At 67.5% G+C, this 21,655-nt stretch carries 24 protein-coding genes; 11 read left to right on the forward strand and 13 right to left on the reverse strand.

The genetic code is table 11. The features are described from left to right. Window positions 1-67: 67 nt before the first annotated feature. The 6 genes from ACK4SE_RS07485 to cysE all read right to left on the reverse strand — a co-directional run bounded on the left by ACK4SE_RS07485 (window position 68) and on the right by cysE (window position 5,586). A complete protein-coding gene (locus tag ACK4SE_RS07485; RefSeq protein ID WP_409690641.1) occupies window positions 68-1,069 on the reverse strand; it encodes a DUF2272 domain-containing protein in 1,002 nt (333 codons plus the stop codon). Continuing rightward, window positions 1,054-2,859 carry an aminopeptidase P family protein gene (locus ACK4SE_RS07490; RefSeq protein ID WP_409690644.1) on the reverse strand — a complete coding sequence of 602 codons (1,806 nt, stop codon included), beginning with the start codon at window positions 2,857-2,859 and terminating at the stop codon, window positions 1,054-1,056. Before ACK4SE_RS07490 ends, ACK4SE_RS07485 begins: the two co-directional genes overlap by 16 nt. Window positions 2,860-2,893: 34 nt before the next feature. After that, on the reverse strand, window positions 2,894-3,763 hold the full coding sequence (locus tag ACK4SE_RS07495) for a 50S ribosomal protein L11 methyltransferase (protein ID WP_409690646.1): 870 nt from the start codon (window positions 3,761-3,763) through the stop codon (window positions 2,894-2,896). Between the two features lie 60 nt (window positions 3,764-3,823). Beyond that, entirely contained in the window at window positions 3,824-4,393 is a 570-nt protein-coding gene (locus ACK4SE_RS07500; RefSeq protein ID WP_409690649.1) for a hypothetical protein, read from the reverse strand. Between the two features lie 78 nt (window positions 4,394-4,471). Next, window positions 4,472-4,684: a DUF3126 family protein gene (locus ACK4SE_RS07505; RefSeq protein WP_021697123.1), complete on the reverse strand. Its 213-nt coding sequence runs from the start codon at window positions 4,682-4,684 to the stop codon at window positions 4,472-4,474. Window positions 4,685-4,761: 77 nt separating this feature from the next. Beyond that, window positions 4,762-5,586 carry a serine O-acetyltransferase gene (gene cysE, locus ACK4SE_RS07510; protein WP_409690651.1) on the reverse strand — a complete coding sequence of 275 codons (825 nt, stop codon included), beginning with the start codon at window positions 5,584-5,586 and terminating at the stop codon, window positions 4,762-4,764. 137 nt (window positions 5,587-5,723) lie between these two features. Between cysE and ACK4SE_RS07515 the strand changes: the two genes are divergently transcribed. Next, complete coding sequence (locus ACK4SE_RS07515) at window positions 5,724-6,317, forward strand: nitroreductase (protein ID WP_409690654.1); 594 nt, start codon at window positions 5,724-5,726, stop codon at window positions 6,315-6,317. Here the strand turns inward: ACK4SE_RS07515 and ACK4SE_RS07520 are convergent. After that, complete coding sequence (locus ACK4SE_RS07520) at window positions 6,301-6,711, reverse strand: NUDIX hydrolase (protein ID WP_409690656.1); 411 nt, start codon at window positions 6,709-6,711, stop codon at window positions 6,301-6,303. The genes ACK4SE_RS07515 and ACK4SE_RS07520 overlap by 17 nt on opposite strands. A gap of 72 nt (window positions 6,712-6,783) precedes the next feature. On the opposite strand from ACK4SE_RS07520, the gene ACK4SE_RS07525 reads away from it, so the two are divergent. The 4 genes from ACK4SE_RS07525 (at window position 6,784) to ACK4SE_RS07540 (ending at window position 11,054) form a co-directional block, all read left to right on the forward strand. Further along, a complete protein-coding gene (locus ACK4SE_RS07525; RefSeq protein WP_409690659.1) occupies window positions 6,784-8,190 on the forward strand; it encodes an FAD-binding oxidoreductase in 1,407 nt (468 codons plus the stop codon). 64 nt (window positions 8,191-8,254) lie between these two features. Then, entirely contained in the window at window positions 8,255-9,028 is a 774-nt protein-coding gene (gene yaaA / locus ACK4SE_RS07530) for a peroxide stress protein YaaA (RefSeq protein ID WP_409690798.1), read from the forward strand. Between the two features lie 84 nt (window positions 9,029-9,112). Next, a complete protein-coding gene (locus tag ACK4SE_RS07535) occupies window positions 9,113-9,973 on the forward strand; it encodes a 3-hydroxybutyrate dehydrogenase (RefSeq protein ID WP_409690661.1) in 861 nt (286 codons plus the stop codon). A 19-nt stretch (window positions 9,974-9,992) separates the two neighbouring features. Continuing rightward, the gene (locus ACK4SE_RS07540) at window positions 9,993-11,054 is read left to right on the forward strand and encodes a patatin-like phospholipase family protein (RefSeq protein WP_409690663.1); all 1,062 of its coding nucleotides are present in this window, start codon (window positions 9,993-9,995) and stop codon (window positions 11,052-11,054) included. Here ACK4SE_RS07540 and tatC read toward each other — a convergent pair. The 3 genes from tatC to tatA are packed head-to-tail and all read right to left on the reverse strand — an operon-like array spanning window position 11,051 to window position 12,767. Next, the gene (gene tatC / locus ACK4SE_RS07545) at window positions 11,051-11,926 is read right to left on the reverse strand and encodes a twin-arginine translocase subunit TatC (protein WP_409690665.1); all 876 of its coding nucleotides are present in this window, start codon (window positions 11,924-11,926) and stop codon (window positions 11,051-11,053) included. The two genes, ACK4SE_RS07540 and tatC, sit on opposite strands and share 4 nt — an antisense overlap. Then, window positions 11,923-12,522 (reverse strand): Sec-independent protein translocase protein TatB, encoded by a 600-nt coding sequence (gene tatB, locus ACK4SE_RS07550; protein ID WP_409690668.1) that lies wholly within the window; start codon window positions 12,520-12,522, stop codon window positions 11,923-11,925. The genes tatC and tatB overlap by 4 nt, the downstream gene beginning before the upstream one ends. A gap of 26 nt (window positions 12,523-12,548) precedes the next feature. Beyond that, window positions 12,549-12,767: a twin-arginine translocase TatA/TatE family subunit gene (gene tatA / locus ACK4SE_RS07555; protein WP_409690671.1), complete on the reverse strand. Its 219-nt coding sequence runs from the start codon at window positions 12,765-12,767 to the stop codon at window positions 12,549-12,551. Window positions 12,768-12,959: 192 nt separating this feature from the next. Between tatA and ACK4SE_RS07560 the strand changes: the two genes are divergently transcribed. Further along, window positions 12,960-14,243 (forward strand): NAD(P)/FAD-dependent oxidoreductase, encoded by a 1,284-nt coding sequence (locus ACK4SE_RS07560; protein ID WP_409690674.1) that lies wholly within the window; start codon window positions 12,960-12,962, stop codon window positions 14,241-14,243. Window positions 14,244-14,246: 3 nt separating this feature from the next. Here the strand turns inward: ACK4SE_RS07560 and ACK4SE_RS07565 are convergent, their stop codons facing one another. After that, complete coding sequence (locus ACK4SE_RS07565; RefSeq protein ID WP_409690676.1) at window positions 14,247-15,449, reverse strand: exo-beta-N-acetylmuramidase NamZ domain-containing protein; 1,203 nt, start codon at window positions 15,447-15,449, stop codon at window positions 14,247-14,249. Next, window positions 15,446-16,018, reverse strand: coding sequence for a DOMON-like domain-containing protein (locus ACK4SE_RS07570; protein WP_409690679.1), 573 nt, complete (start codon window positions 16,016-16,018; stop codon window positions 15,446-15,448). Before ACK4SE_RS07570 ends, ACK4SE_RS07565 begins: the two co-directional genes overlap by 4 nt. A 154-nt stretch (window positions 16,019-16,172) precedes the next feature. Between ACK4SE_RS07570 and tyrS the strand changes: the two genes are divergently transcribed. From tyrS to ACK4SE_RS07595, 5 genes are all read left to right on the forward strand, one after another. Further along, window positions 16,173-17,468 carry a tyrosine--tRNA ligase gene (tyrS, locus tag ACK4SE_RS07575; protein WP_409690681.1) on the forward strand — a complete coding sequence of 432 codons (1,296 nt, stop codon included), beginning with the start codon at window positions 16,173-16,175 and terminating at the stop codon, window positions 17,466-17,468. Window positions 17,469-17,519: 51 nt separating this feature from the next. Beyond that, window positions 17,520-17,876: a GIY-YIG nuclease family protein gene (locus ACK4SE_RS07580; protein WP_409690684.1), complete on the forward strand. Its 357-nt coding sequence runs from the start codon at window positions 17,520-17,522 to the stop codon at window positions 17,874-17,876. Then, a complete protein-coding gene (gene bcp, locus ACK4SE_RS07585; RefSeq protein WP_409690686.1) occupies window positions 17,866-18,333 on the forward strand; it encodes a thioredoxin-dependent thiol peroxidase in 468 nt (155 codons plus the stop codon). Before ACK4SE_RS07580 ends, bcp begins: the two co-directional genes overlap by 11 nt. Window positions 18,334-18,556: 223 nt before the next feature. Further along, window positions 18,557-19,711, forward strand: a complete 1,155-nt coding sequence (locus tag ACK4SE_RS07590) for a peptidoglycan DD-metalloendopeptidase family protein (RefSeq protein ID WP_409690689.1) — start codon at window positions 18,557-18,559, stop codon at window positions 19,709-19,711. Then, entirely contained in the window at window positions 19,695-20,297 is a 603-nt protein-coding gene (locus tag ACK4SE_RS07595) for a polymer-forming cytoskeletal protein (RefSeq protein ID WP_409690691.1), read from the forward strand. Before ACK4SE_RS07590 ends, ACK4SE_RS07595 begins: the two co-directional genes overlap by 17 nt. Before the next feature lie 191 nt (window positions 20,298-20,488). Here ACK4SE_RS07595 and prfB read toward each other — a convergent pair. Then, window positions 20,489-21,614 (reverse strand): peptide chain release factor 2 gene (gene prfB / locus ACK4SE_RS07600; RefSeq protein WP_409690694.1). Its coding sequence is split into 2 segments (ribosomal slippage): window positions 20,489-21,544 and window positions 21,546-21,614, totalling 1,125 coding nucleotides; the frame shifts between segments, so codons are not numbered across the junction. Window positions 21,615-21,655: the final 41 nt, after the last annotated feature.

A 21,655-nucleotide genomic window follows, 5' to 3' on the forward strand; every position in this document is an offset into this window, starting at 1 on the left:
ACGAACCCGCGGCGGCTTCCAGGCCATTAGCAGGTCAGATCCGACTCGTTGTCTCGATTTTCCGCCCTTAAGGCGCATGGGCGCTGAGAGCGCGGATGGTCGGCGTCACGTCCAGCGCGTCCGTGGCGATGGCAGGCGCCCGCAGCTTCAGGTGGGCGAACATGGTGCGCGCGCCGTCCAGATCGTCCTCGGCCAGCGGGCGCAGGTAATCGCCATCCCGCACGCCGGGAAGGATGGTCAGGGTGACGCTGTTCATGACGTTGCCGCCGATCATGTGGAACAGAGCGGCTTCCACATCGACCCGCACAACGATATCGCAGTGAAGCGGGGCGTACTCGCCGCTCTCGCGACGTCGGTCAGCCAGCGACCGATAGCTCGCTGAACCGCGAGCGTTGCAAAGCAGGTCGCCGGGCTGGATTTCAGCCTCGCCCGCGTCGTGCGCCACAAAGGCGGCGTCCGGCGCCTGACCGTCCCGCGCCTGTATGGCCTGATCGATATAGACCCGGTGCGAGATGTCGCGCGCGAACTGACTCATATCGCCCAGCCCGCCTTCGCACATGACCCAGCTGATGAAGGCGGCGGACCACGGCTGGACCCAGTCGATGGGGCGGTCGGTCCGGCGCCATTCCCGGTTCTGATCGCCGATGACCTCGGCGCCGTCGGGGGTGGCCGACCAGTAGCCGGCGACCGTGGCGGTGACCCGGTCACGGTCCTCCCAGTCGCCGAAACGCAGCATATGGCGCACCTGTCTCGGCGCCGGGCGGCGAGGGTTGAGGGCATCCGGCACAACGCCGTCCGGCAAGCGCCCCGCTTCCACCGGACGCGCGTCCAGGGTCTGGAAGCCGAAGAAGGCCCACTCCTGCACCGCCACATCGACGATGCGGCGCCGGGCCCAGTCGGTGGGGCCGACGCGGCAGCCGGACTGTATGACGCGCATGGCGCCCGGCTCGCCCGATACGCGCTCAGGCGGCGGGATAACGTCGAGGACGTCGCGGGACAGGCGGGCGGTCTGGGCCTGAACCGGCGCGACCAGTCCGAGTGCGACCAGCGCGATTACAGCGGCGCGCACGCGGCCTCCAGCCAGGCGCGGACATCTCCGCCCACCTGCGGGCCGATCTTGTCGAGCACCTCGGCGTGATAGGCGTCCATGTAGGTGCGCTCGTCCGGCGTCAGCAGACCCACCTCGATCAGGCGCCGGTCGATGGGCGCGAAGGTCAGGACCTCGAAGCCGTGCATGGGCCGCTCACCGCCCTCGATGGGCGTGGCGGGCGTGACCACCTGCAGGTTCTCGATGCGGATGCCCCAGTGGCCGGGCTTGTAGTAGCCGGGCTCGTTGGAAACGATCATGCCCTCCAGAAGCGGCTGGGTGTTCGCCGCCTTGGCGATGCGCTGAGGCCCCTCGTGGACACCCAGATAGCTGCCGACGCCGTGACCCGTGCCATGGTCATAGTCGAGGCCCGCCATCCACATGGGCAGACGCGCAAGGGCGTCCAGTTGATGACCCGTGGTTCCTGCGGGGAAACGCACGACGGTCATGGCGATGTGGCCCTTCAGGACGCGGGTGAAGCGGTCCTTCTGCTCGGCGGTGGGGTTGCCGATGGCCATGGTGCGGGTGATGTCGGTGGTGCCGTCCAGATATTGGCCGCCGCCATCCACCAGCAGCAAGCTGCCCGTCTCGATGCGGCGGATGGTGCTGGTCACCGGCTTGTAATGCGGCAGGGCGCCGTTGGGGCCCGCGCCGGCGATGGTGTCGAAGCTGAGGTCTTTCAGCGCGCCGGTGGCCTCGCGGAAGCTTTCCAGCTTTTCGACGATGGCCCGTTCGTCGGGCAACGTCTGCTGCGCCTCGGTGTCGACCCAGTGCAGGAAGTTGGCGATGGCGGCGCCGTCGCGGATGTGGGCCTGACGCGAGCCCTCGATCTCCACCGCGTTCTTGGCTGCGCGCGGCAGGGCGCAGGGATCGGCGGCGCGGACCACGGTCGCGCCTGCGGCCTCCAGTTGGTCGAAATACCAGGCCGACGATTGCGCCGGATCGATCAGGACGCGCCTGCCCTTCAGATCGGCGACGGCGGCGGGCAGGTCATCGGGCTTCTCGAGAGAGACCTGATTGCCAAGCCACGACGGCAAATCGCCGGTGACCTTGGCCGGGTCGAGGAACAGGCGCGCGCTTCCGTCGGCGCTGAGGATCGCCTGGGCCAGCGGCAGGGGCGTGCGGATCACGTCGCCGCCGCGGATGTTGAACAGCCAGGCGATGGACGACGGCGCGGTCAGGACAGCGGCGTCAGCGCCCGCGTCATCCAGCCCCTGCCCCACCCGCGCACGTTTCGAGGCGCTGGTCTCGCCGGCGTAGGCTTCGGGATGCGGGACCACGGGCGCCTGAGGCTGGGCGGGGCGCTCGGCCCACGCGACGTCAACAGGATTGATCGGGACTGGCTTCAGTTCGGCGCCGGCCTTGTTTACGGCGCGTCTGAGAACGGCCAAAGCGTCGGGGCTGTGCAGGCGCGGATCATAGCCAATCACGGCGCCCTTGGGCGCCCTGGCGAGATAGGTCGGGACGTCGTCGGGATAGGACAGGATGTCGAACTGGTCGGCGTCCACCTGGGCGCGGACCTGAACCGTGTAGCGGCCGTCGGCGAACACCGCCGCGCGGTCGGTCATGACCACGCCTGCCCCGGCCGAGCCGGTGAAGCCGGACACCCAGGCCAGCCGGTCGTTGGCGGCAGGGAGATATTCGTTCTGATGCTCGTCCTCATGCGGAACGAGGAAGCCGTCGAGTCCCTGGGCCTTCAATTGTTCGCGGACCAGCGGCAGGTGTCTGGCGCCGAAGGACGGCTCGGTGGTTTCGTCGAATGTCTGTCTCATGGGCGAATGACTTACGCCCATCATTCCGTCGCTTCTACCCCACCCGCCTCAACACCAGCGCGCTCCAGGCGTCGCGATGGATGCGCCGCTCCAGGCGAAAGCCGCGCGACAGATAGGCGGCGGAGACGCGCCGCTCCTGGGTGCGCAGCAGTCCCGACAGGATGGCCACGCCGCCCAGCTTCAGCGACGTCTTGATGTCCTGCGACAAGGACACCAGCGGCGGGGCGAGGATGTTGGCGAACACCAGATCATAGGGACCATGGCCGCGCACGGTTTGGTCGTTCAGACCCGAGGCATGGACGAAGCGAGCCGGGGCGGCGTTCAGTTTGGCGTTCTCGTTGGCGATCCGTACGGACGGCTTGTCGATGTCGGTGCCCAGCGCGACGGTGCTGCCGGTCTTCGCCGCTGCGATGGCCAGCACCCCGGTGCCGGCGCCCACGTCCAGCACCCGCTCGAACCGCTCGCGTTTGAGCAGTTCGTCGAAGGCGACCAGACAGCCGACCGTGGTGCCGTGGTGGCCGGTGCCGAATGCGGCGCCCGCGTCGATCATCAGATTGACGGTGTTGACCGGCACCCGGCCCTGATCGTGGGCGCCGTAGACGAAGAAGCGCCCCGCCCGCACCGGCGGCAAGCCCGACAGTGACATGGCCAGCCAGTCGGCGTCGGCCAGCTTCTCGATCGCCACGCGCAGCTCCCCCTGCGCCCGCAGACGCGCGGCGATTCCGGCCGCTTCCTCGGTGGACGTCGGAAAGGCGTCGATGCGCCATATGCCCTTGTCCTCGTCCTCTTCGAGGATCGAGTAGGTCGCCCCCTCCAGCAACGGATCGGCGTCGATGGCGGCGGCGGCGGCCTCGGCGGCTTTTCGCGCGCCACGCGCAATTATTTGAACGGCGGACTCGGACATTTCTCAAACATCGGTATGGTGTGGAATCGTAGACAGGAGCACGCCCCCTGCGTGCTCGTATCACCGAGGGGTCGGGGAATACATGGCCAAGAGTCCAACCACGTCGAAAACCACCGCCGCGAAAAAACCCGCGACGGCCAAGTCAACGACGGCGAAATCCACCGCAGCGAAACCCGCTGCAAAGGCTGCGGCGCCCAAGGCCGCCGTCAAGCCGAAGACCACGGCCGCCAAGGCTCCGGTGAAGGCCACGGCGACCAAGGCGACCGCCGCGCCGAAGACCGCCGCCAGGAAGCCGGCCGTCAAGACGACGGCACCGAAGACAGCCGCTCCCAGGACGGGGGCTGTGAAGACGCCGGTTACGGCGGCGAAGAAGCCCGCCGCCCGCACGTCGGCCGCCAAGCCCAAGACCACCGCTGCGACTCGCGCGACAGCGAACCGGTCCACGGCGCCGCGTCGCACGACCACAACCGCCACACGTCCAGTGGCCGCGGCTGCGCCCAAGGCCGCTCCGGCGCCCGCAGCCGCGCCCGCTCCGGCCGCTTCCGCGCCCGCCGCTTCGACTTCGTCGTCGCGCAGCGCTCCGGCCAAAAAGGGCATTCTCGCCCGCATCGGCGACGCGATCTTCGGCAAGAAGTAGGTCGCGCCTGAAACGACAAAGCCCCGGACGGTCTGACCGTCCGGGGCTTTTTCGTGCCTTGCCTGCGGCGGTTACGCCGGGGGCAGATCCTCGGCCAGGATGGCCATCTCGAACATGAACGAGCCGTCGTCGTCCTCGTCCTTGAAGACCACGCCGATGAACTCGTCATCCACATAGACCTCGGCGGAGTCGTTCTGCTTGGGGCGGGCCTTCAGGTTGATGCCGCCGGTGTTGAAGGTGCGCTTCAGATGGGTCTCGATGCGCTTGATGTCGGTGTCGTTCACGGTGGAGCGGCCTCTATGATTTGAAGGCGCGGACCCTATTGAAGCCTGCGCCGCTTTTCAAACGCACTGAACAGAAATCAGATCACGAAGTCATAGGCGATGTCGGCCAGGGTGTGGTCCATGGTGCGCGCGGGCTGTTCGCCGGTGGGGCAATTGACCAGACGCGCGGGCACCCCGGCGGCGGTGCAGTGCGCGGGCACCGGCTTCAGAACCACCGAGCCCGAGGCGATCTTGGCGTACTCGCCGATGGCGATGTTGCCCAGCACCTTGGCCCCGGCGCCCAGCAGGACGCCGCGTCCGATCTTGGGGTGGCGGTCGCCGCGCTCAGCGCCCGTCCCCCCAAGGGTCACGGCGTGCAGCATGGAGACCTCGTCGCCGACAACCGCCGTCTCGCCGATGACGATTCCGGTGCCATGGTCGAAGAACAGACCGGCCCCCAATTGCGCCGCCGGATGGATGTCCACCTGGAACAGCTCGGACATGCGGCTCTGGAAATGAAAGGCCAGGGTCTCGCGGCCCTGGGTCCACAGCCAGTGCGAGACGCGGTGCGCCTGAATGGCCTGGAAGCCCTTGAAGTAGAGGAACGGCTGCAGCAGCGACTTGATGGCGGGATCGCGCTCCTCCACCGCCTGCAGGTCGGCGCCGGCAGCCGCGACGATGGCGGGATCGGCGGCGAACGCCTGGGCGCAGACCTCCCGCACGCTCATGGGACCCAGCTCGGCATCGCCCAGCTTGCGCGCGATCTGATAGCTGAGGGCGCCGGCCAGATCGTCGTGGGACAGGACCGTGGCGTTCATCAGGGACGACAGGCGCGGTTCGTCGCGCGCCGCCTGTTCGGCCGCCTCGCGCAGTTGCCGCCACCGAGACGGCGTATCGCTGACCAATTCCAGTGGCTGCGCCATGAGGATTCCTTTCGCGCGGGCCCGAGCTGCTGGAACTTAGGCCTGCGATGCAGCCGGCAAAAGCCCGGCCCTGCAAATTGAGACCGGCTCGCAGATAGGGTCTGGCGCGACGGGGCCGGCAGGCCTAGCTATCGATCATGAGCCCTTACGCCCCCGTCGGCGCGCCCCTGCCCGCCCCCGAACCGTCCGAAGCCTATCTGAAGCGCCTGTCGAACCGGCGTTCGACTCCCGCCCAGACCATCGGCGCGCCGGGACCGAGCGAGGACCAGCTCGCGCGAATCATCTCGGTGGCGGCGCGCACGCCGGACCATGGCAAGCTGGCCCCTTGGCGGTTCGTGATCCTGGGCGGGGCGGCCAAGGCGCGGATCGCGGCCGAACTGGAGCCGATGGCGCCGGACCCCAAGAGCGTCGCCGTGCTCGCCAAGCTGCGGGCCTCGCCGGTCTGCGTCATGGTGGTGGCCACGCCGGTGCAGGGCCACAAGATTCCGACATGGGAACAGGAACTGTCGGCGGGCGCCGTGTGCATGAACCTGCTGCACGCCGCCGATGCGCTCGGTTTCGGCGCCAACTGGATCACCGACTGGTACGGCTATGAGGCCGCCGCCACAGCCCTGTTCGGCGTGCAGTCGGGCGAGCGCATCGCCGGCTTCATCCATCTGGGGACGCCCGCCGCCCCGCCGTTGGAACGTGACAGGCCTGACCTGTCGGCCCTGGTCAGCCGCCTGGACTGAGGGACTCGCGCGCGGCCGTGTGGATGACGCGCCGCGTCTCCTCCCACGCCACCAGGTCATCCACCGCCGACAGTGGATGAAACGCCGCCTCGGCTGCGTCGTCGCCGGCCACCGGATGGCCGCCCGTCCATTCGGCGCGGTAGTCGATCATCACATAGTGCCGGTCGTGATCAGGGAAGACGCCGTCCACCACCGCCAGCAGGCCGGTGATGACCGCATCGACACCGGTCTCTTCCTTCAGTTCGCGCAGGGCCGCGTCCAGAACCCGCTCGCCGGGCTCGATCCGGCCGCCGGGCAGGCTCCATTCCCCCAGACGGGGCTCGGTGCCACGCCGGATCAGCAGCACCTGGTCGCCCTTGAGGCACACGACGCCGACGACGGGCACAGGGGTCATTCAGCAATCCTCACGCGGTCGATCACGCATTCTGGCTTTCCTGATCCATGCGGGTTTGAGACAAGCGTGTCCATGCCCGCACCCTCCCCCGCCGTCCTCGACGAACTGAAAGCGATCCTCGGCCCCAAAGGCTGGACCCAGGATGCAGACCTGATCGCACCGCGCGTGGTCGAGTGGCGCGGCGCCTGGGAGGGCAACACCCCGATCCTGCTGACCCCCACCTCCACCGAAGAGGTGGCCCGGGCCGTGGCGGTCTGTGCGCGCGCGGGCGTGGCCATCACGCCCCAGGGCGGCAACACCGGGCTGGTGGGCGGCCAGATCCCGTATGGCGAGGTGCTGATCTCCCTGAACCGCATGCGGTCGGTGCGTCAGGTGCTGCCGCTGGAAGATGTGATGGTGGTGGAGGCCGGACTGACGCTGAAGGAGGCGCAGGACGCGGCGACGGGAGCCGACCGCTTTTTTCCGCTGAGCCTTGCGGCCGAAGGCACGGCGACGGTGGGCGGGGTCATCTCCACCAACGCCGGCGGCACGGCGGTGCTGCGCTACGGCGTGGCGCGCGATCTGGTGCTGGGGCTGGAGGCGGTGCTGCCCAACGGCGAAATCTTCCACGGGCTCAAGCGGCTGCGCAAGGACAACACCGGCTATGACCTCAAGCACCTGCTGATCGGGGCCGAGGGGACGCTGGGCATCGTGACGGCGGCGGCGCTGAAGCTGTTTCCCGTCATGCGGTCCCGGGCCACGGCGGTGGTGGGGCTGAAGGCGCCCGCCGCCGCGCTGGAACTTCTGGCCGTGGCCAAAGCCGAGACCGGCGGGGGCGTCGAGGCCTTCGAACTGATGAACCGGCAGGGCGTCGAGATCTGCCTCGCCCACATCCCCGACACCCGCGATCCTCTGGATACGCCGAGCCCGTGGGCGGTGCTGATCGAACTGGCAGCGGGCGAACCGGGCGCCGCCGAGCGGGGCATGGAGCGCATACTGGAGGACGCCTTCGAGCGGGGCCTGATCTCGGACGCGGCCATGGCCCAGAACGCGGCGCAGGCGGCGCAGTTCTGGCGGCTGCGCGAGGAGATGTCGGCAGCCCAGAAGGCGGCGGGCGGCGGGTGGAAGCATGACGTCTCCCTGCCCCTGACCGCCCTGCCGGAATTCGTCGAGCGCGCCCACGCGGCCCTGAACGCCCAGTTCGCGGGCATCCGGCTGGTGACCTTCGGGCATCTGGGCGACGGCAACCTGCACTACAACGTGGTGCCGCCGGTGGGCGAAGACCCGAAAGCCTTCGCCGCGCGCAAGGACGAGGGTGCGCGAATCGTCCATGACATCGTCGGCGAACTCGAGGGCTCCATCTCCGCCGAACATGGGCTGGGGCGGCTGAAGACCGACGAGGCGCTGCGCTACAAGGACCCCGTTCAGGTGGCCGCCATGCAAGCGGTTCGCGCCGCCCTCGATCCACAGCGGATCATGAATCCGTCGGTGCTTTTCTGAGCGTCAAGGTTTCAATCGTCACCCGCACCGCCTATCTGCCCCGAAACCTCCGGAGGCCGTGCTTTTGCTTTTTGTCCTGTCGCCCGCCAAGCGTCTGAACTATTCCGAAGCCCCGACGGCGATCCAGCCGACCCGACCGCGCTTCGACACCGACATCGCCGAACTGGCCAAGGTCACGCGCAAGCTGACGCGCGCGGACCTGCGCCGCCTGATGGATATTTCCAAGCCTCTGGCCGACCTCAACCACGAACGCTTCCAGGCCTTTGACCAGGACAGCGACGAAGGCGCCTTGCCTGCCGCGTTCGCCTTCGCCGGGGATGTCTATGAGGGGCTGAAGGCCCGCGAACTGGACGACAAGGCCCTGGCCTGGACGCAGGAACACCTGCGTATCCTGTCGGGTCTGTACGGCCTGCTGCGGCCGCTGGACGCCATCCAGCCCTATCGTCTGGAGATGGGCACGCGGCTGGGCACCAGGCGCGGCGCGAACCTGTACGACTTCTGGGGTGATCGCATCGCCAAACGCCTGAACGCTGACGCCGAGGGCCAGAGCGACCCCTCGCTGGTGAACCTGGCCAGTCAGGAGTATTTCGGCGCGGTGGACGCGCGGGCCCTGAAGCTGCCCGTCGTGACGCCCCAGTTCCGGGAACTGCGCGACGGCGAGAGCCGGATCATATCGTTCTTCGCCAAGAAGGCGCGGGGCCTGATGGCGCGCTGGGCCATCGACAACCGGGTCGAACGGGCAGCCGACCTGAAGGGCTTCGACCTTGACGGCTATGGATTCGACAAGGCGGCCTCGAGCGAAAACGAGTGGATATTCATCAGATCGGGAAAATCCTGACGCCCTGTCGCCACCGGCGCAGACTGCCGCTAGATTGATCTCAAGAACCGGCGGGCGACTCGCCGGGAGGATGGAAGACCCCGCATGTTCCAGTGGCTGAAAGGCATCTCCGGCTCCGACACGGCGAAGGATGCCCCGCGTCCGTTCAACGCCGACGTCAACGACCTGAAGGGTCAGGCAGCGGTGATCTCAGGCTCCACGTCCGGCATCGGCCTGGCGCTGGCCCGTGCGGTGGCGTCGCGGGGCGGCGATGTCGTGCTGAATGGTTTGGGCGACCCGGCCGAGATCGAGCGCACCCGCTCGGGCATGGAAGCCGCCTACGGTGTCAAGGTCCGCTACCACGCCGCCGACATGCGCAACGGCAGCGAGGTGGCCGACATGGTCGCCTTCGCCAGGCACGACCTGGGCCGGCTGGATATTCTGGTGAACAACGCCGGCGTCCAGCACGTGGAGGCCATCGACAAATTCCCCGCCGACAAGTGGGAGCAGATCATCGCCATCAACCTGTCGTCGGCTTTCTATGCGACCCGGGCGGCGGTGCCGATCATGAAGGCGCAGGGGCGTGGGCGGATCATCAATGTGGCCTCGGCCCACGGTCTGGTGGCCAGCCCCTACAAGTCCGCCTATGTGGCCGCCAAGCACGGCGTCATCGGTCTGACCAAGACCGTGGCGCTGGAGCTGGCCGAACAGAACATCACCTGCAACGCCATCTGCCCGGGCTTCGTGGAAACCCCGATCGTCGAAAAGCAGATCGCCGATCAGGCCCGCACCCGGGGTATTCCCCGGGAAAAGGTGCTGGCCGAGGTGATCCTGAAGTCCCAGCCGACGCGGCGGTTCGTGACCACCGACGAGCTGGCGGGCATCTTCCTGTATCTGGTCAGCGATCTGGGCGCCTCGGCCAACGGGGCCAGCTTCTCCATCGACGGCGGCTGGACCGCCCAGTGACCCCATCGGAGGGACAGGCTTGCTGAAGCGGAAGAAACCCTCCGATCCGAACCGGCTCCGGCCCGTCTGTCTGGCGCTTCAGGGCGGCGGCTCCCACGGCGCGTTCCAGTGGGGCGTGCTGGACAGGTTGCTGGAGGACGGGCGGCTGGAGATCAAGGCGGTGACCGCCGCCTCGGCCGGGGCCATGAACGGGGCGGCGCTGATTTCGGGCATGGCGGCGAACGGCCGTGACGGCGCCCGCGAGGCCCTGGACAAGCTCTGGCGCGAGATGAACCAGTCCGGCGGCCGCAACGTCTTCGGCGACAGCGGCGTGTGGAACGCCATGACCAACCCCGGCTGGCTGAAGGAGACGCCCTTCTGGCGCTCGTTCAAGGCCATGGCCATGTCGTCCAGCCCCTATGAGTTCAATCCCTTCAACCTGAACCCGCTGAAGCGCGTCATCGACGCCTCGATCGATTTCGACGCCGTGCGGGCCTCGCCGATCAAGCTGTTCGTGTCGGCAACGGCGGTGAAGCACGGGCGGGCGCGCATCTTCACCTCGGCCGAGATGAGCGACGCGGTCCTGATGGCCACGGCCTGCCTGCCCCACCTGTTCCAGGCGGTGACCATCGACGACGAGCCCTATTGGGACGGCGGCTATCTGGCCAATCCGGCGCTGTGGCCGCTGTTCTATGACGACACCCCCGACGACATCCTGCTCCTGCCCCTCAACCCGTTCGAGCGGGACGATACGCCCAAGGCGCCCGGCGAGATCATGGACCGCATGAACGAGATCGCCTTCAACGCGCCCCTCACCGCCGAACTGCGGGCCGTGGCCTTCGTGCAGGAACTGATTGAGGAAGGTCAGCTGACCGAGACGGCGCGGGGTCGCTATCGCCACATGCTGCTGCACGCCGTGTCGGCGGACGGACATCTGGACGACCTGTCGCTGGGGTCCAAGTTCAACACCGAATGGACCTTCCTGCTGGACCTGAAGGCGCGGGGGCGCGAGGCGGCCGACCATTGGCTCGAGAACTGCCTGCCCTCCGTCGGCGAGCGGTCCAGCATGGACATGAAGCGGTTTCTCTCGCTCCAGGCCTAGGCTGCTGCGGCCTCGTCCTCGCGGCGGCGGCGCGTCTCGATCAGGCGCACGCACCAGATCGAGATTTCGTAGAGAATGATCAGCGGGATCGCCAGCATGCTCTGGCTGACGGGATCCGGCGGCGTCACGAAGGCGGCCACCACGAAGATGGCGACCACGGCGTATTTCCGCCCCTTGGACAGCGCCTCGGCGCTGACGATCCCGGCCAGACCCAGCAGGGTCATGACCACCGGCAACTGGAAGCACAGGCCGAAGGCCAGCAGCAGGGCCGTGACCAGGTTCAGATAGTCCGACACCCGCGTCATCAGAGCCACTGACACCTCGGCCGTGGCGATCTGCTGGCTCAGCGAGAACCACATGACGAAGGGCAGCATGATGAAATAGACCATCCCGGTCCCGATCAGGAACAGGACGGGCGCGGCCAGCAGGAACGGCAGAAACGCCTTGCGCTCGTTGCGGTACAGCCCCGGCGCCACGAAGCCGTAGACCTGCCAGGCCAGGATCGGGAAGGTGATGACGATAGCGCCGAAGGCCGCCAGCTTGATCTTGGTGATCAGGAACTCGAGCGGCGCGGTGGAGATCAGGCCCACGGCCGATCCACCCTCGGGCAAGGGCATGATCCCGGCTGTGGCAAGGATCAGGTCAATCGGCGACACGCCGTCCCCGCCCGACGCTTCGTAAAGGGCGGACGCGGCCGCGAACGGCTTGACCAGAAACACATACAGCGGCCCGGCAAAGGCGAAGCACAGGATGAAGCCGAGGATGAAGGCGGCGACGCACACCAGCAGGCGGCTGCGCAGCTCGGTCAGGTGCTCCAGCAACGGCGCGCGCGAGGATTCGATGTCGGCTTCGTCGTCCTCGGGGCGGCTCACGATCCGGCCCCCGGGGTCTTCCTGGCGGCCGGCTTGCGGCGCGGGGTGGTCTTGGCGGGAGCCGCAGCGGCGGCCTTTTCGGGCGTAGCTTTAGCAGTCGTCGTTTTCGGTCTGGCCTTCGTCGCTGCCTTGGCTTTCGGCTTCGCGGCGGGTGGCTTGGCGGCGCTGGACGTCTTCGGCTTGGCAGTCGTGGCCTTGGGCGCGGGCTTGGCGGGCTCAGCCGCAACCGGCGCCGGAATGGCCGGGGGCGCAGGCTGGGCCGGGGGATCGGAGGCGCCGTAGCTGGTGGGCACCACCGGCTTGTTCAGGTCGTCGGTGATCTGGCGGAAGGTGGCTTCGGTCTCGGCGCCGAGGGGCTTGGCCAGTTGCCCGGTGCGCAGGGCCTCGACCTCCTTGCGCAGGTCGTCCAGCTCGGACTGGCGCGCCATCTCGTCAAAGCTGGCGCGGAAATCGGCGGCCATGCCGCGCGCCTTGCCCATGAACTGACCCACCCGCCGCATCAGGAGCGGCAGGTCTTTCGGCCCCACCACGATGAGCGCGATGATGCCGATCAGCAGGAGTTCGGTGGCGCCGATGCCGGGGCCCAAGCCGCCCATGAATCAAGCCCTCTGCGCGGACGCGGTCAGCGTTGGGCTTCGTCTTTTTCGGCCTCGGTGCGCGGCAAGGCGCCGGCCGGGGTCTCGTTGGTCTTCTTGTCATCGTCGCCACCGGACAGACCGTCCTTGAAGGCGCGAATGCCCTTGGCGGCGTCGCCCATCAGGCCCGACAATTTGCCACGGCCGCCGAAGAGCAGCAGCGCGATGACCGCGATAATGAGGATTTGCCAGATGCCGGGCTGCATGAGGTCTCGTCTCTGATTCGAAAGCGGAGGCGGTATGCCGACGCGAACTACAGGCGACCATATAGGGCATCGCCCGGGTGCAAGCCAAGAAGTCCGTGATCCGGGCGCGGCATATTATCCCGGCCCGGCTCGCACGAAGCGGGACGCCGTGCGTTAAAGGAGCTGGAGACGAGCAGGACAGCGGGGACCGGCATGCATGTGGATTTCGTAATCGTCGGGGGCGGCGCCGGAGGGCTTCTTCTCGCCTCGCGGCTGGGCCGCGGGCTGGGGCGCAGGGAGGGACGGCGGCGGGTGCTGCTGATCGACCGGACGCCGCTGCATATCTGGAAACCCAGTCTGCACGAGATCGCCGCCGGGACCCTGGACGCCCATCAGGAGGGGCTGTCGTACCCCATGCTGGCCCGGCGTAACTCCTTCAAGTTCAGCCTGGGCGACATGACGGGGCTGGATGTGGAGGGCAAGCGCCTGACGCTGGCGGAGATGCGCGACCCGGATGGCAAGGTGATCGTGCCTGAGCGGGTCGTGGGATTCGAGCGGCTGGTGCTGGCCACCGGCAGCGGCTCGAACCTGTTCGGCACGCCGGGCGCGGCCGAGCATGCCCGTCTGCTGGAGGACACCGACGATGCGCGCGACTTCCAGAAGCGGTTGACCACGGCGTTCATGGCCACGGCCTTTTCCGACGAGCGGGTGCTGAGGGTCGCCATCGTCGGCGCCGGCGCGACGGGGGTGGAGCTGTCGGCCGAGCTGCTGGAGGCCCACGAAGCCTTTCAAGAGGCCCTGGCCCACGACCAGCAGTTCCGGCTCGAGGTCACGATTGTCGAAATGGCGCCGCGCATCCTGGGGGGGCTGCCCGAGCGCGTCGCCAGCCAGGCCATGGCCGCCCTTGCGGGCAAGGGCGTGCGGGTCATGATCGACACCAAGGTGGAGCGGGTGCGCGCCGATGGGCTGGACACCTCACAGGGCGAGGTTCCGGCTGACCTGATCGTGTGGGCCGCCGGGGTCAAGGCGGACGAGCGGAACGCCACCTTCGGCCTGAAGACCGGCAAGCTGAACCAGTTCGTCACCGACGATCGCCTGCGCACCTCGGCGCCCGGGATCTGGGCCATGGGCGACTGCGCCGAGACGCCGGGCGCGAACGGCCGCCCTATCCCCGCCCGCGCCCAGGCGGCGGCCCAGCAGGCGGACTATCTGAGCGAAGCGCTGCTGGCGGATGCGCAGGGACGATCCGAGGGCAAAGGCTTCGTCTATCGCGACCGCGGCTCGCTGGTGGCGCTGGGCGACGACGAGGCGGCGGGGTCGCTGATGGGCGGGCTGCTGGGGGACCGGTTCTTCGTCGAGGGACTGACGGCGCGCTGGGCCTATATGTCGCTGCATCTGGACCATCACCGCCGCATTCTGGGACCGGTGCGGACAGCCGTATTGGCGCTGGCCCGGCTGATGCACAACCGCATTTCGGGCCGGCTCAAGCTGCACTGAGGCTCAGTACAAAAGGAAAGGCTGTCTTTCCTCAATCCACGCCGCTTCGTCCGGCAGGGTCAGGGCGTCCAGATCGGCGGGTGTGGCGGCGGCGTCATCGACCCATTCGCGCAGGGCGGGTCCACCGTTGATGACGTCGATGGGCAGCTTGCCGAAGGCGTACTCATACGGGAAGTCGCGCCACAGGTCGTAGTCGGGATACAGCCGCCGGATGGCCTTGAAGCCCAGCGCCTGAACCCGCCAGGGCCGGAAGGCGGCGTGGTCGTAGTGCGGTCCGTCCACGTGGATCTGGACGCCGCTGCACAGCTTGCCCACGTGCTTGTGGAAAGTGGGTTCGAACCACATGTCGCGCAGCACACAACCGCCCAGCCACTGCGGGGCCAGGGCCTGCATCTCGGCGATCACGGCGCGGGCGTCGATGTCGGGGGCGCCGAAAAGCTCCAGCGGGCGCGTGGTGCCCCGACCTTCGGACAGGGTCGCGCCTTCCAGCATCACCGTGCCGGCATAGGCGCGCGCCATGGACAGGTTGGGCGCATTGGGACTGGGGTTGACCCAGGCGCGCTCCAACAGCGGCCAACCGTGACCGGGCGCCTGATCCGGAGACCAGATTTCCATCTCGATAACATGGTAATCCACGTCGATCTTGAAGTGATGGATGAACCATTGGCCCAGCTCGCCCATGGTCAGGCCGTGGCGCATGGGTATGGGACCAGCGCCGACGAAGCTCTCCCAGCCGGGACGGAGCGTCAGCCCCTCCACCGGCCGGCCCGCCGGATTGGGGCGGTCCAGAACCCACACGGACTTGCCATGTTTCTGCGCCGCTTCAAGCACATAGAGCAATGTGGTGACGTAGGTATAGATGCGGCAACCCAGATCCTGAAGGTCGATCAGGATGACGTCGAAGGTCTCCATCCACTCGTCCTTCGGACGACGGACCTCGCCATAGAGGCTGAACACCGGCACGCCGTGGACCGGGTCGCGGTAATCCGGGCTCTCCATCATGTTGTCCTGAAGGTCGCCCTTCATGCCGTGCTGCGGCCCGAACAGGGCGGTCAGGGTGACGTCGTCACAGGCCGCCAGGGCGTCCACCGCATGGGTCAGGTCCGCCGTCACCGAGGCCGGGTGCGCCAGCAGCGCCACGCGCCGCCCCTTCAGGTCGAGGCGCAGCTCAGGATCGGACAGCAGACGGTCGAGGCCGAATGTCATGCGGAAGTCTCGGGCAGGGTCAGGACGAATGAGTCGGGATGATGAAAGTCGGGCTTTTCCGCCGGATGCGCCAGCGCCCAGTAGCTGATCGCCCCGTCCAGGGTCTCGAGCACGGCCGCCAGACCGATCCGGCCGTCCGCATCGGCCGGCAGAACCACATCGGCGGTGAGAACGACAGTCTCGGCCGTCTGACGCGTCACGATCAGCGGCGCCGGCTGCTCAAGCGACGCCATGCCTGCGCGATAGCCATCGAACCCGTAGGCCGCCCAGGCGCCGGAGGGCGACAGATTGTACTCCGCATAGCCGGCGCCCCGCCCCGCGAATGCCTCGAAGCAGGTTGTGCGCCACAGGCCGTCGGTCCGCTCCCGTGCCGTGGGATCGGGCAGCCGGAGGGCGGCGACCGGACCCGTCACCCGATACTCAAGGCTGACGACGCCGTCCCTGCGGCGCGCCTGGACGTGAATCTGCAGTCCGGCGGACGGCGTCGACGGATGCGGGATCAGCGCGATCACGGTTTCGGACTCCGCGCCGGAAAAAACAGTGTCCGAATTGTCCGAAATCCGGCGCATGATCCGCTCCCCCACGACCCGGGCCGCACACGGCGCGGGCCCAGACTGCGCACTTTAACACGCCCCGAAAACCGGCGGTGAAAGTCATGACCTTCAACGATGCGCACGCGTCGTGCTACAGCCCCTGCTCCCATACGCTCAAGCCGCTTTGACCATGACCGATCACGTCTTCAAGTCCGACTTTCTCCGCACCATGCAGGCGCGGGGCTACATCCATCAGGTCACCCATCCGGCCGAGCTGGATGCGGCCGCGGCCTCGGGCGTGGTTACGGGTTACATCGGCTTTGACGCCACGGCCCCCAGCCTGCACGTGGGGCACCTGATCCAGATCATGCTGCTGCGCCGTCTGCAGCAGGCCGGCCACAAGCCCATCGTGCTGATGGGCGGCGGGACCACCAAGGTGGGCGACCCCAGTTTCAAGGACACCCAGCGCCCCCTGCTGACCGACGAGCGGATCGCCGAGAACATCGCCGGCATCCGGGGCGTGTTCGAGAAATTCCTGACCTTCGGCGACGGCCCGACCGATGCGATCATGCTGGACAACGATGAGTGGCTGTCGAAGCTGGGCTATCTGGAGTTCCTGCGCGAATACGGCACGCACTTCACCGTCAACCGCATGCTGAGCTTCGATTCCGTCAAGCTGCGGCTGGAGCGGGAGCAGCCGCTGACGTTCCTCGAGTTCAACTACATGCTGATGCAGGCGACGGACTTCCTGGAGCTGAACCGGCGGGCGAAGTGCGTGCTGCAGATGGGCGGCTCGGACCAGTGGGGCAACATCGTCAACGGGGTCGAACTGATCCGGCGGGTGGACCAGAAGCCGGCCTTCGGCCTGACCACCCCCCTGCTTTCTACCGCCTCGGGCCAGAAGATGGGCAAGACCGTGGGCGGCGCCGTGTGGCTGAACGCCGACCAGCTCAGCCCCTATGACTACTGGCAGTACTGGCGCAACACCGAGGACGGCGACGTGGGCCGCTTCATGCGCCTGTTCACCGACCTGTCCGACGACGAGATCGCCGGCTGGGAATCGCTGGAGGGCGCCGAGATCAATGAGGCGAAGAAGGCCCTGGCCGACGCCGCGACCACCATGCTGCATGGCGCCGAGGCGGCGCTGAAAGCACGCAGCACGTCAGAAGAGGCCTTCGAGAGGGGTCACGCGACAACAGACCTGCCGACCCAGGAATTCGTCTGGGCTGGAACGCCGGAGGAACAGGAACGGAATGGTGGTCCCTTCCAGAAGCGACAGGCGGAAGCCCTTCTCAAGGCTTCCGAGCTGTCCCCTTCGATTGGACAGGCTCGGAAGAAAATTCAAAATGAGGGTGTGTGGATCAATGACAGCCTCATCAAGGACCCCGGCCAGTTTTTCGACCTTAATGACGTTGATTCCGGCGTGGGGGCATTCAAGGTGAAGCTTGGCAAGCGTGGACAGATCGTACTCGTGAAACCCATCTAACTTCCGCTCATCCCCGCGCACGCGGGGACCCAGATCGGAGCAGGCTGGATCGTGGCCTTCTACACCTGCATCTTGGCCAGCCGCAGAAACGGCACCCTCTACACCGGCTCGACCGACGGTCTCATCGCTCGCGTCAGCCAACACAAGGCGAAGACGTTCCAGGGGTTCACGGCGCAGTACGGCGTGGATCAGCTGGTCTGGTTCGAGGTTCATGACTCCCGCGACGGCGCTTTCCGCCGTGAGCGGCAAATCAAGAAATGGAAGCGGCGCTGGAAGGTGCAGATGATAGAAGAGAACAATCCTGACTGGCGTGACCTGTATGATGAGGTGCGCCTCGGCGATCTCAAGGATGCGTCGGACTGGGTCCCCGCGTGCGCGGGGATGAGCGGAGTAAAAAATGACGGATAACCTCGAAGGTTCAGAAGCCCCCGAATTCGATATGGCCACGGACGGCGGCGGCCGGGTCAGCCTGGAGGGGCTGAGGGGCCAGTGGGCGGTGCTGTACTTCTATCCCAAGGCGGACACGCCCGGCTGCACCAACCAAAGCAAGGACTTCTCGGCCATGAAGACCGCCTTCGGGCGCGTCAACGCGGTGGTGGTCGGGATATCAAAGGATCCCGTCAAGAAGCTGGACCGGTTCAAGGACAAGCACGAGTTGAACGTCACCCTGGCCTCGGATGAGGGCGGCGACGTGTGCGAGCGCTACGGCGTCTGGGGCGAAAAGACCCTGTACGGCCGCAAGTTCATGGGCATCGAGCGCACCACCTTCCTGATTGACCCGGAAGGCCAGGTGCGGCGTGTCTGGCGCAAGGTGAAAGTCCCGGGCCACGCCCAGGCCGTCCTCGACGCGGTGAACGCAACTTAATCCCGTTCTTTCACAGCGACGTTACGTTGTCCGTTCATAATGGTTGACAGATCGTTGTTTGGCGAATGTCTTCCGCTCAATACACGCGGCAGGCGAAGTTAACCTCGGTCAGCATCGCCGAAGGTGAATCCCGACGCCCCGAGGCGGTCTATGACGTGAACTCCCTTGCGTGGGGTCAAGTGTTCACCGATAACCACGGCCTGACGTTGGGGGACGTTAACCGATGATTAAGACTTTCGCTTCTCGCCTTTCCGAGCTTGTCGAGCGAATCTTCCCGGAACGGCACCTTTATCTCAGGTGCGATGGGGAGACCCGGGGCTATGTGCTGACCACGGGTCGGCAGATGCTGATGGCCGGCGCAGTGACGGTGCTGGGCGGCTGGATGGTGGTCTCCACGGGCGGCTTCATGATCGGCGCCCTGGCCGAGAGCCGGGCCGAGGCAGAGATCGCCCGCACGCGCGCCGCCTCCGAACGGGTCAACGCCGATCTTCAGGCGCGGCTGGAAAGCGCCGTCATGCGCATGTCCGCCACCACGGGTTCCCTGGAAGAAACTGCCCAGATGGTCGAGCGGCGTCACGCCGCCCTGACCCAGGTCATGGGCATGTTCAACGGCATCGCCGGGGCCGAGGAAGTTCTGGCCCCTGCCCGTCCGCTGGATCCCGACGCCAATTCGCCGATCCGGCGCATCGCTTCCGTCCAGACGGACCAGGAGCGCCTGATCGCCCGCGCCGAGGACTTCGCCCAGAACAGAGCCGAACGGCTGCGTCTGGCGTTCCGGCTGGCGGGTCTGAACCCCTCGGCCTACGCCGCCACGAACACGGCCCTCGGCGGGCCGCTGGTTGAGGCGCGAGACCCTCGCGCCCTGGCCGCCGTGCTGGACGTGGACGAGGCCTTCGCCGTCCGTATCCGCAACGCCGCGACGGGACTGTCGGACATGCGCAGTCTGGCGGACTCCGCCGAACGCCTGCCCTTCAACCGCCCGGTCGGCGCGGCGCGCACCTCGTCCGGTTTCGGCGTGCGCTTTGACCCCTTCAACGGCCGCCCCGCCCTGCATCAGGGGCAGGACTTCGCCGCGCCCGCCAATACGCCCATTCTGGCCACCGCACCGGGCGTCGTCTCGTTCGCGGGCGTGCGCGGCGGCTACGGCCGCACGGTCGAGATCGACCATGGCGGCGGGTTCAAGACCCGCTACGCCCATCTCAACACCATCGCCGTCCAGTCGGGTCAACGGGTCGCCGTCGGAAACCGGATCGGCGGCATGGGCACCACCGGGCGCTCCACGGGCGTGCATCTGCATTACGAAGTGTGGATGGACGGCCGACCCCAGAATCCCGCCCGCTTCATGAGAGCCGGAGAGCAAATTGTTCAACAAGACTAAGCCCGACGCCAAGCCCCTGCGTTCCGCGGAGCCGATCCCGCCGCTGCCGGATCTGCCCTCTAAGCGACCGACGCAGGCCGCGCCCCAACCGTCCGCGTCGATGCCGTCGCAGGTGCCCACGGGCAAGGGTCTGTCCACCCTGTCCGCCGACCTGACCTTCGAAGGCAATGTCTCCGGCGCCGGCGACCTGCAGGTGGATGGCACGGTCAAGGGCGACCTGCGCGTCGGCCGCCTCATCGTCGGCGAAACCGGCGCCGTCGAGGGCAATGTCTCGGCGGACTATGTAGAGGTGCGCGGCCGCATCGTCGGCGGCTTGAACGGCAAGCAGATCAAGCTGCTGGGCACGGCCTATGTGGACGGCGACATCACCCACGAGCAACTGTCCATCGACGTGGGGGCCTATTTCCAGGGCCGCTGCATCCAGGGCCGGCGCGACGCTGCGCCTGCCGCCGCGCCGGCGCCCGCTGCATCGTCGTCCACCACGCCCTCGGCGCCGGCTGTCGCGTCAGCACCGCTCCAGAACCCGGCCCCCGCCGCTTCGGGCGACGCCACCATCCAGCCGTTCCAGGCCAAGACCCCGGCCTGAGTCGGGAACTCTTCTCCCGTCGGGAGAAGGGGGAACACGGGCGCCGGAGCGCTTCAGCGCTCCGGTCCTCGCGCGGGAGATGAGGGTCGTGCGTTCAAGAATGCCCGCCATGCGACCCTCACCCTGCGCGCGCAGACGCGGTCTGTTTCGCATCCCGCTGCGCGCAGCCCTCTCCCACAGGAAGAGGCTTATCAGTCCTCGGCCGCCTCGCCCCGCTTGTCGCCCACGCGCGCGGCCAGCGCCGCGCCCATGAAGGCGTCCAGATCACCGTTCAGCACCCCGTCGGTGTCGGACGTCTCGACGTTGGTGCGCAGATCCTTGACCATCTGATAGGGCTGCAGGACGTAGCTGCGGATCTGGTGACCCCAGCCGATGTCGGTCCGGGCGTCGGCAAGGGCCTGGGCGGCGGCCTCGCGCTTCTGCAGCTCCAGCTCGTACAGACGCGCGCGCAGCATCTTCCAAGCCTGCTCGCGGTTCTGGTGCTGTGAGCGCCCGGCCTGGCACGCCACCACGGTGTTGGTGGGAACGTGGGTCAGGCGCACGGCGGAATCCGTCTTGTTGATGTGCTGCCCGCCGGCGCCGGAGGCCCGGTAGGTGTCGGTGCGCACGTCGGACGGGTTGATGTCGATCTCGATGGTGTCGTCCACCACCGGCGAGACGCCGATGGACGCGAAGGACGTGTGCCGCTTGGCCGCCGAGTCGAAGGGGCTGATGCGCACCAGACGGTGCACGCCGGACTCCGACTTCAGCCAGCCATAGGCGTTGGGGCCGGAGATATGGATGGTGGCCGATTTGACGCCCGCCTGTTCCCCGTCGGTCTCTTCCTGGATCTCGACGTCATAGCCGCGCGCTTTCGCCCAGCGGCTGTACATGCGCAGCAGCATGCCGGCCCAGTCATTGGACTCGGTGCCCCCGGCCCCGGAGTTGACCTCCAGATAGGCGTCGTTGCCGTCGGCCTCCCCGGACAGCAGCGCCTCCAGCTCGGCGCGGGCGGCGCGGTCCTTGATGGTCTTGAGGCTGGCGCGGGCGTCCTCGAGCGTGGCTTCGTCGCCCTCCTCGTCCGCCATCTCGGACAGCATCACGGCCTCTTCCAGACCGGTCTCCATCTCGCGCACGGCATTGATCTGGGCTTCCAGCCGCGAGCGGTCGCGGCTGAGGGCCTGGGCCTGATCAGGGTTGTCCCACAGGGTGGGGTCCTCGACGCGGGCGTTCAGCTCATCGAGTTTTCGAAGGGCAGGTTCCCAGTCAAAGACGCCTCCTGAGCAGAGCCAGGCTCTGCTCGATGTCGGCCTTGGCGGCCTCAACATCCGGTCTCATCGCAACACTCCCGAAGCGAAAACAGGTGCGCCGCCCGAGGA

It is taken from the genome of Brevundimonas sp. (assembly GCF_046293315.1).
GTDB lineage: Bacteria > Pseudomonadota > Alphaproteobacteria > Caulobacterales > Caulobacteraceae > Brevundimonas.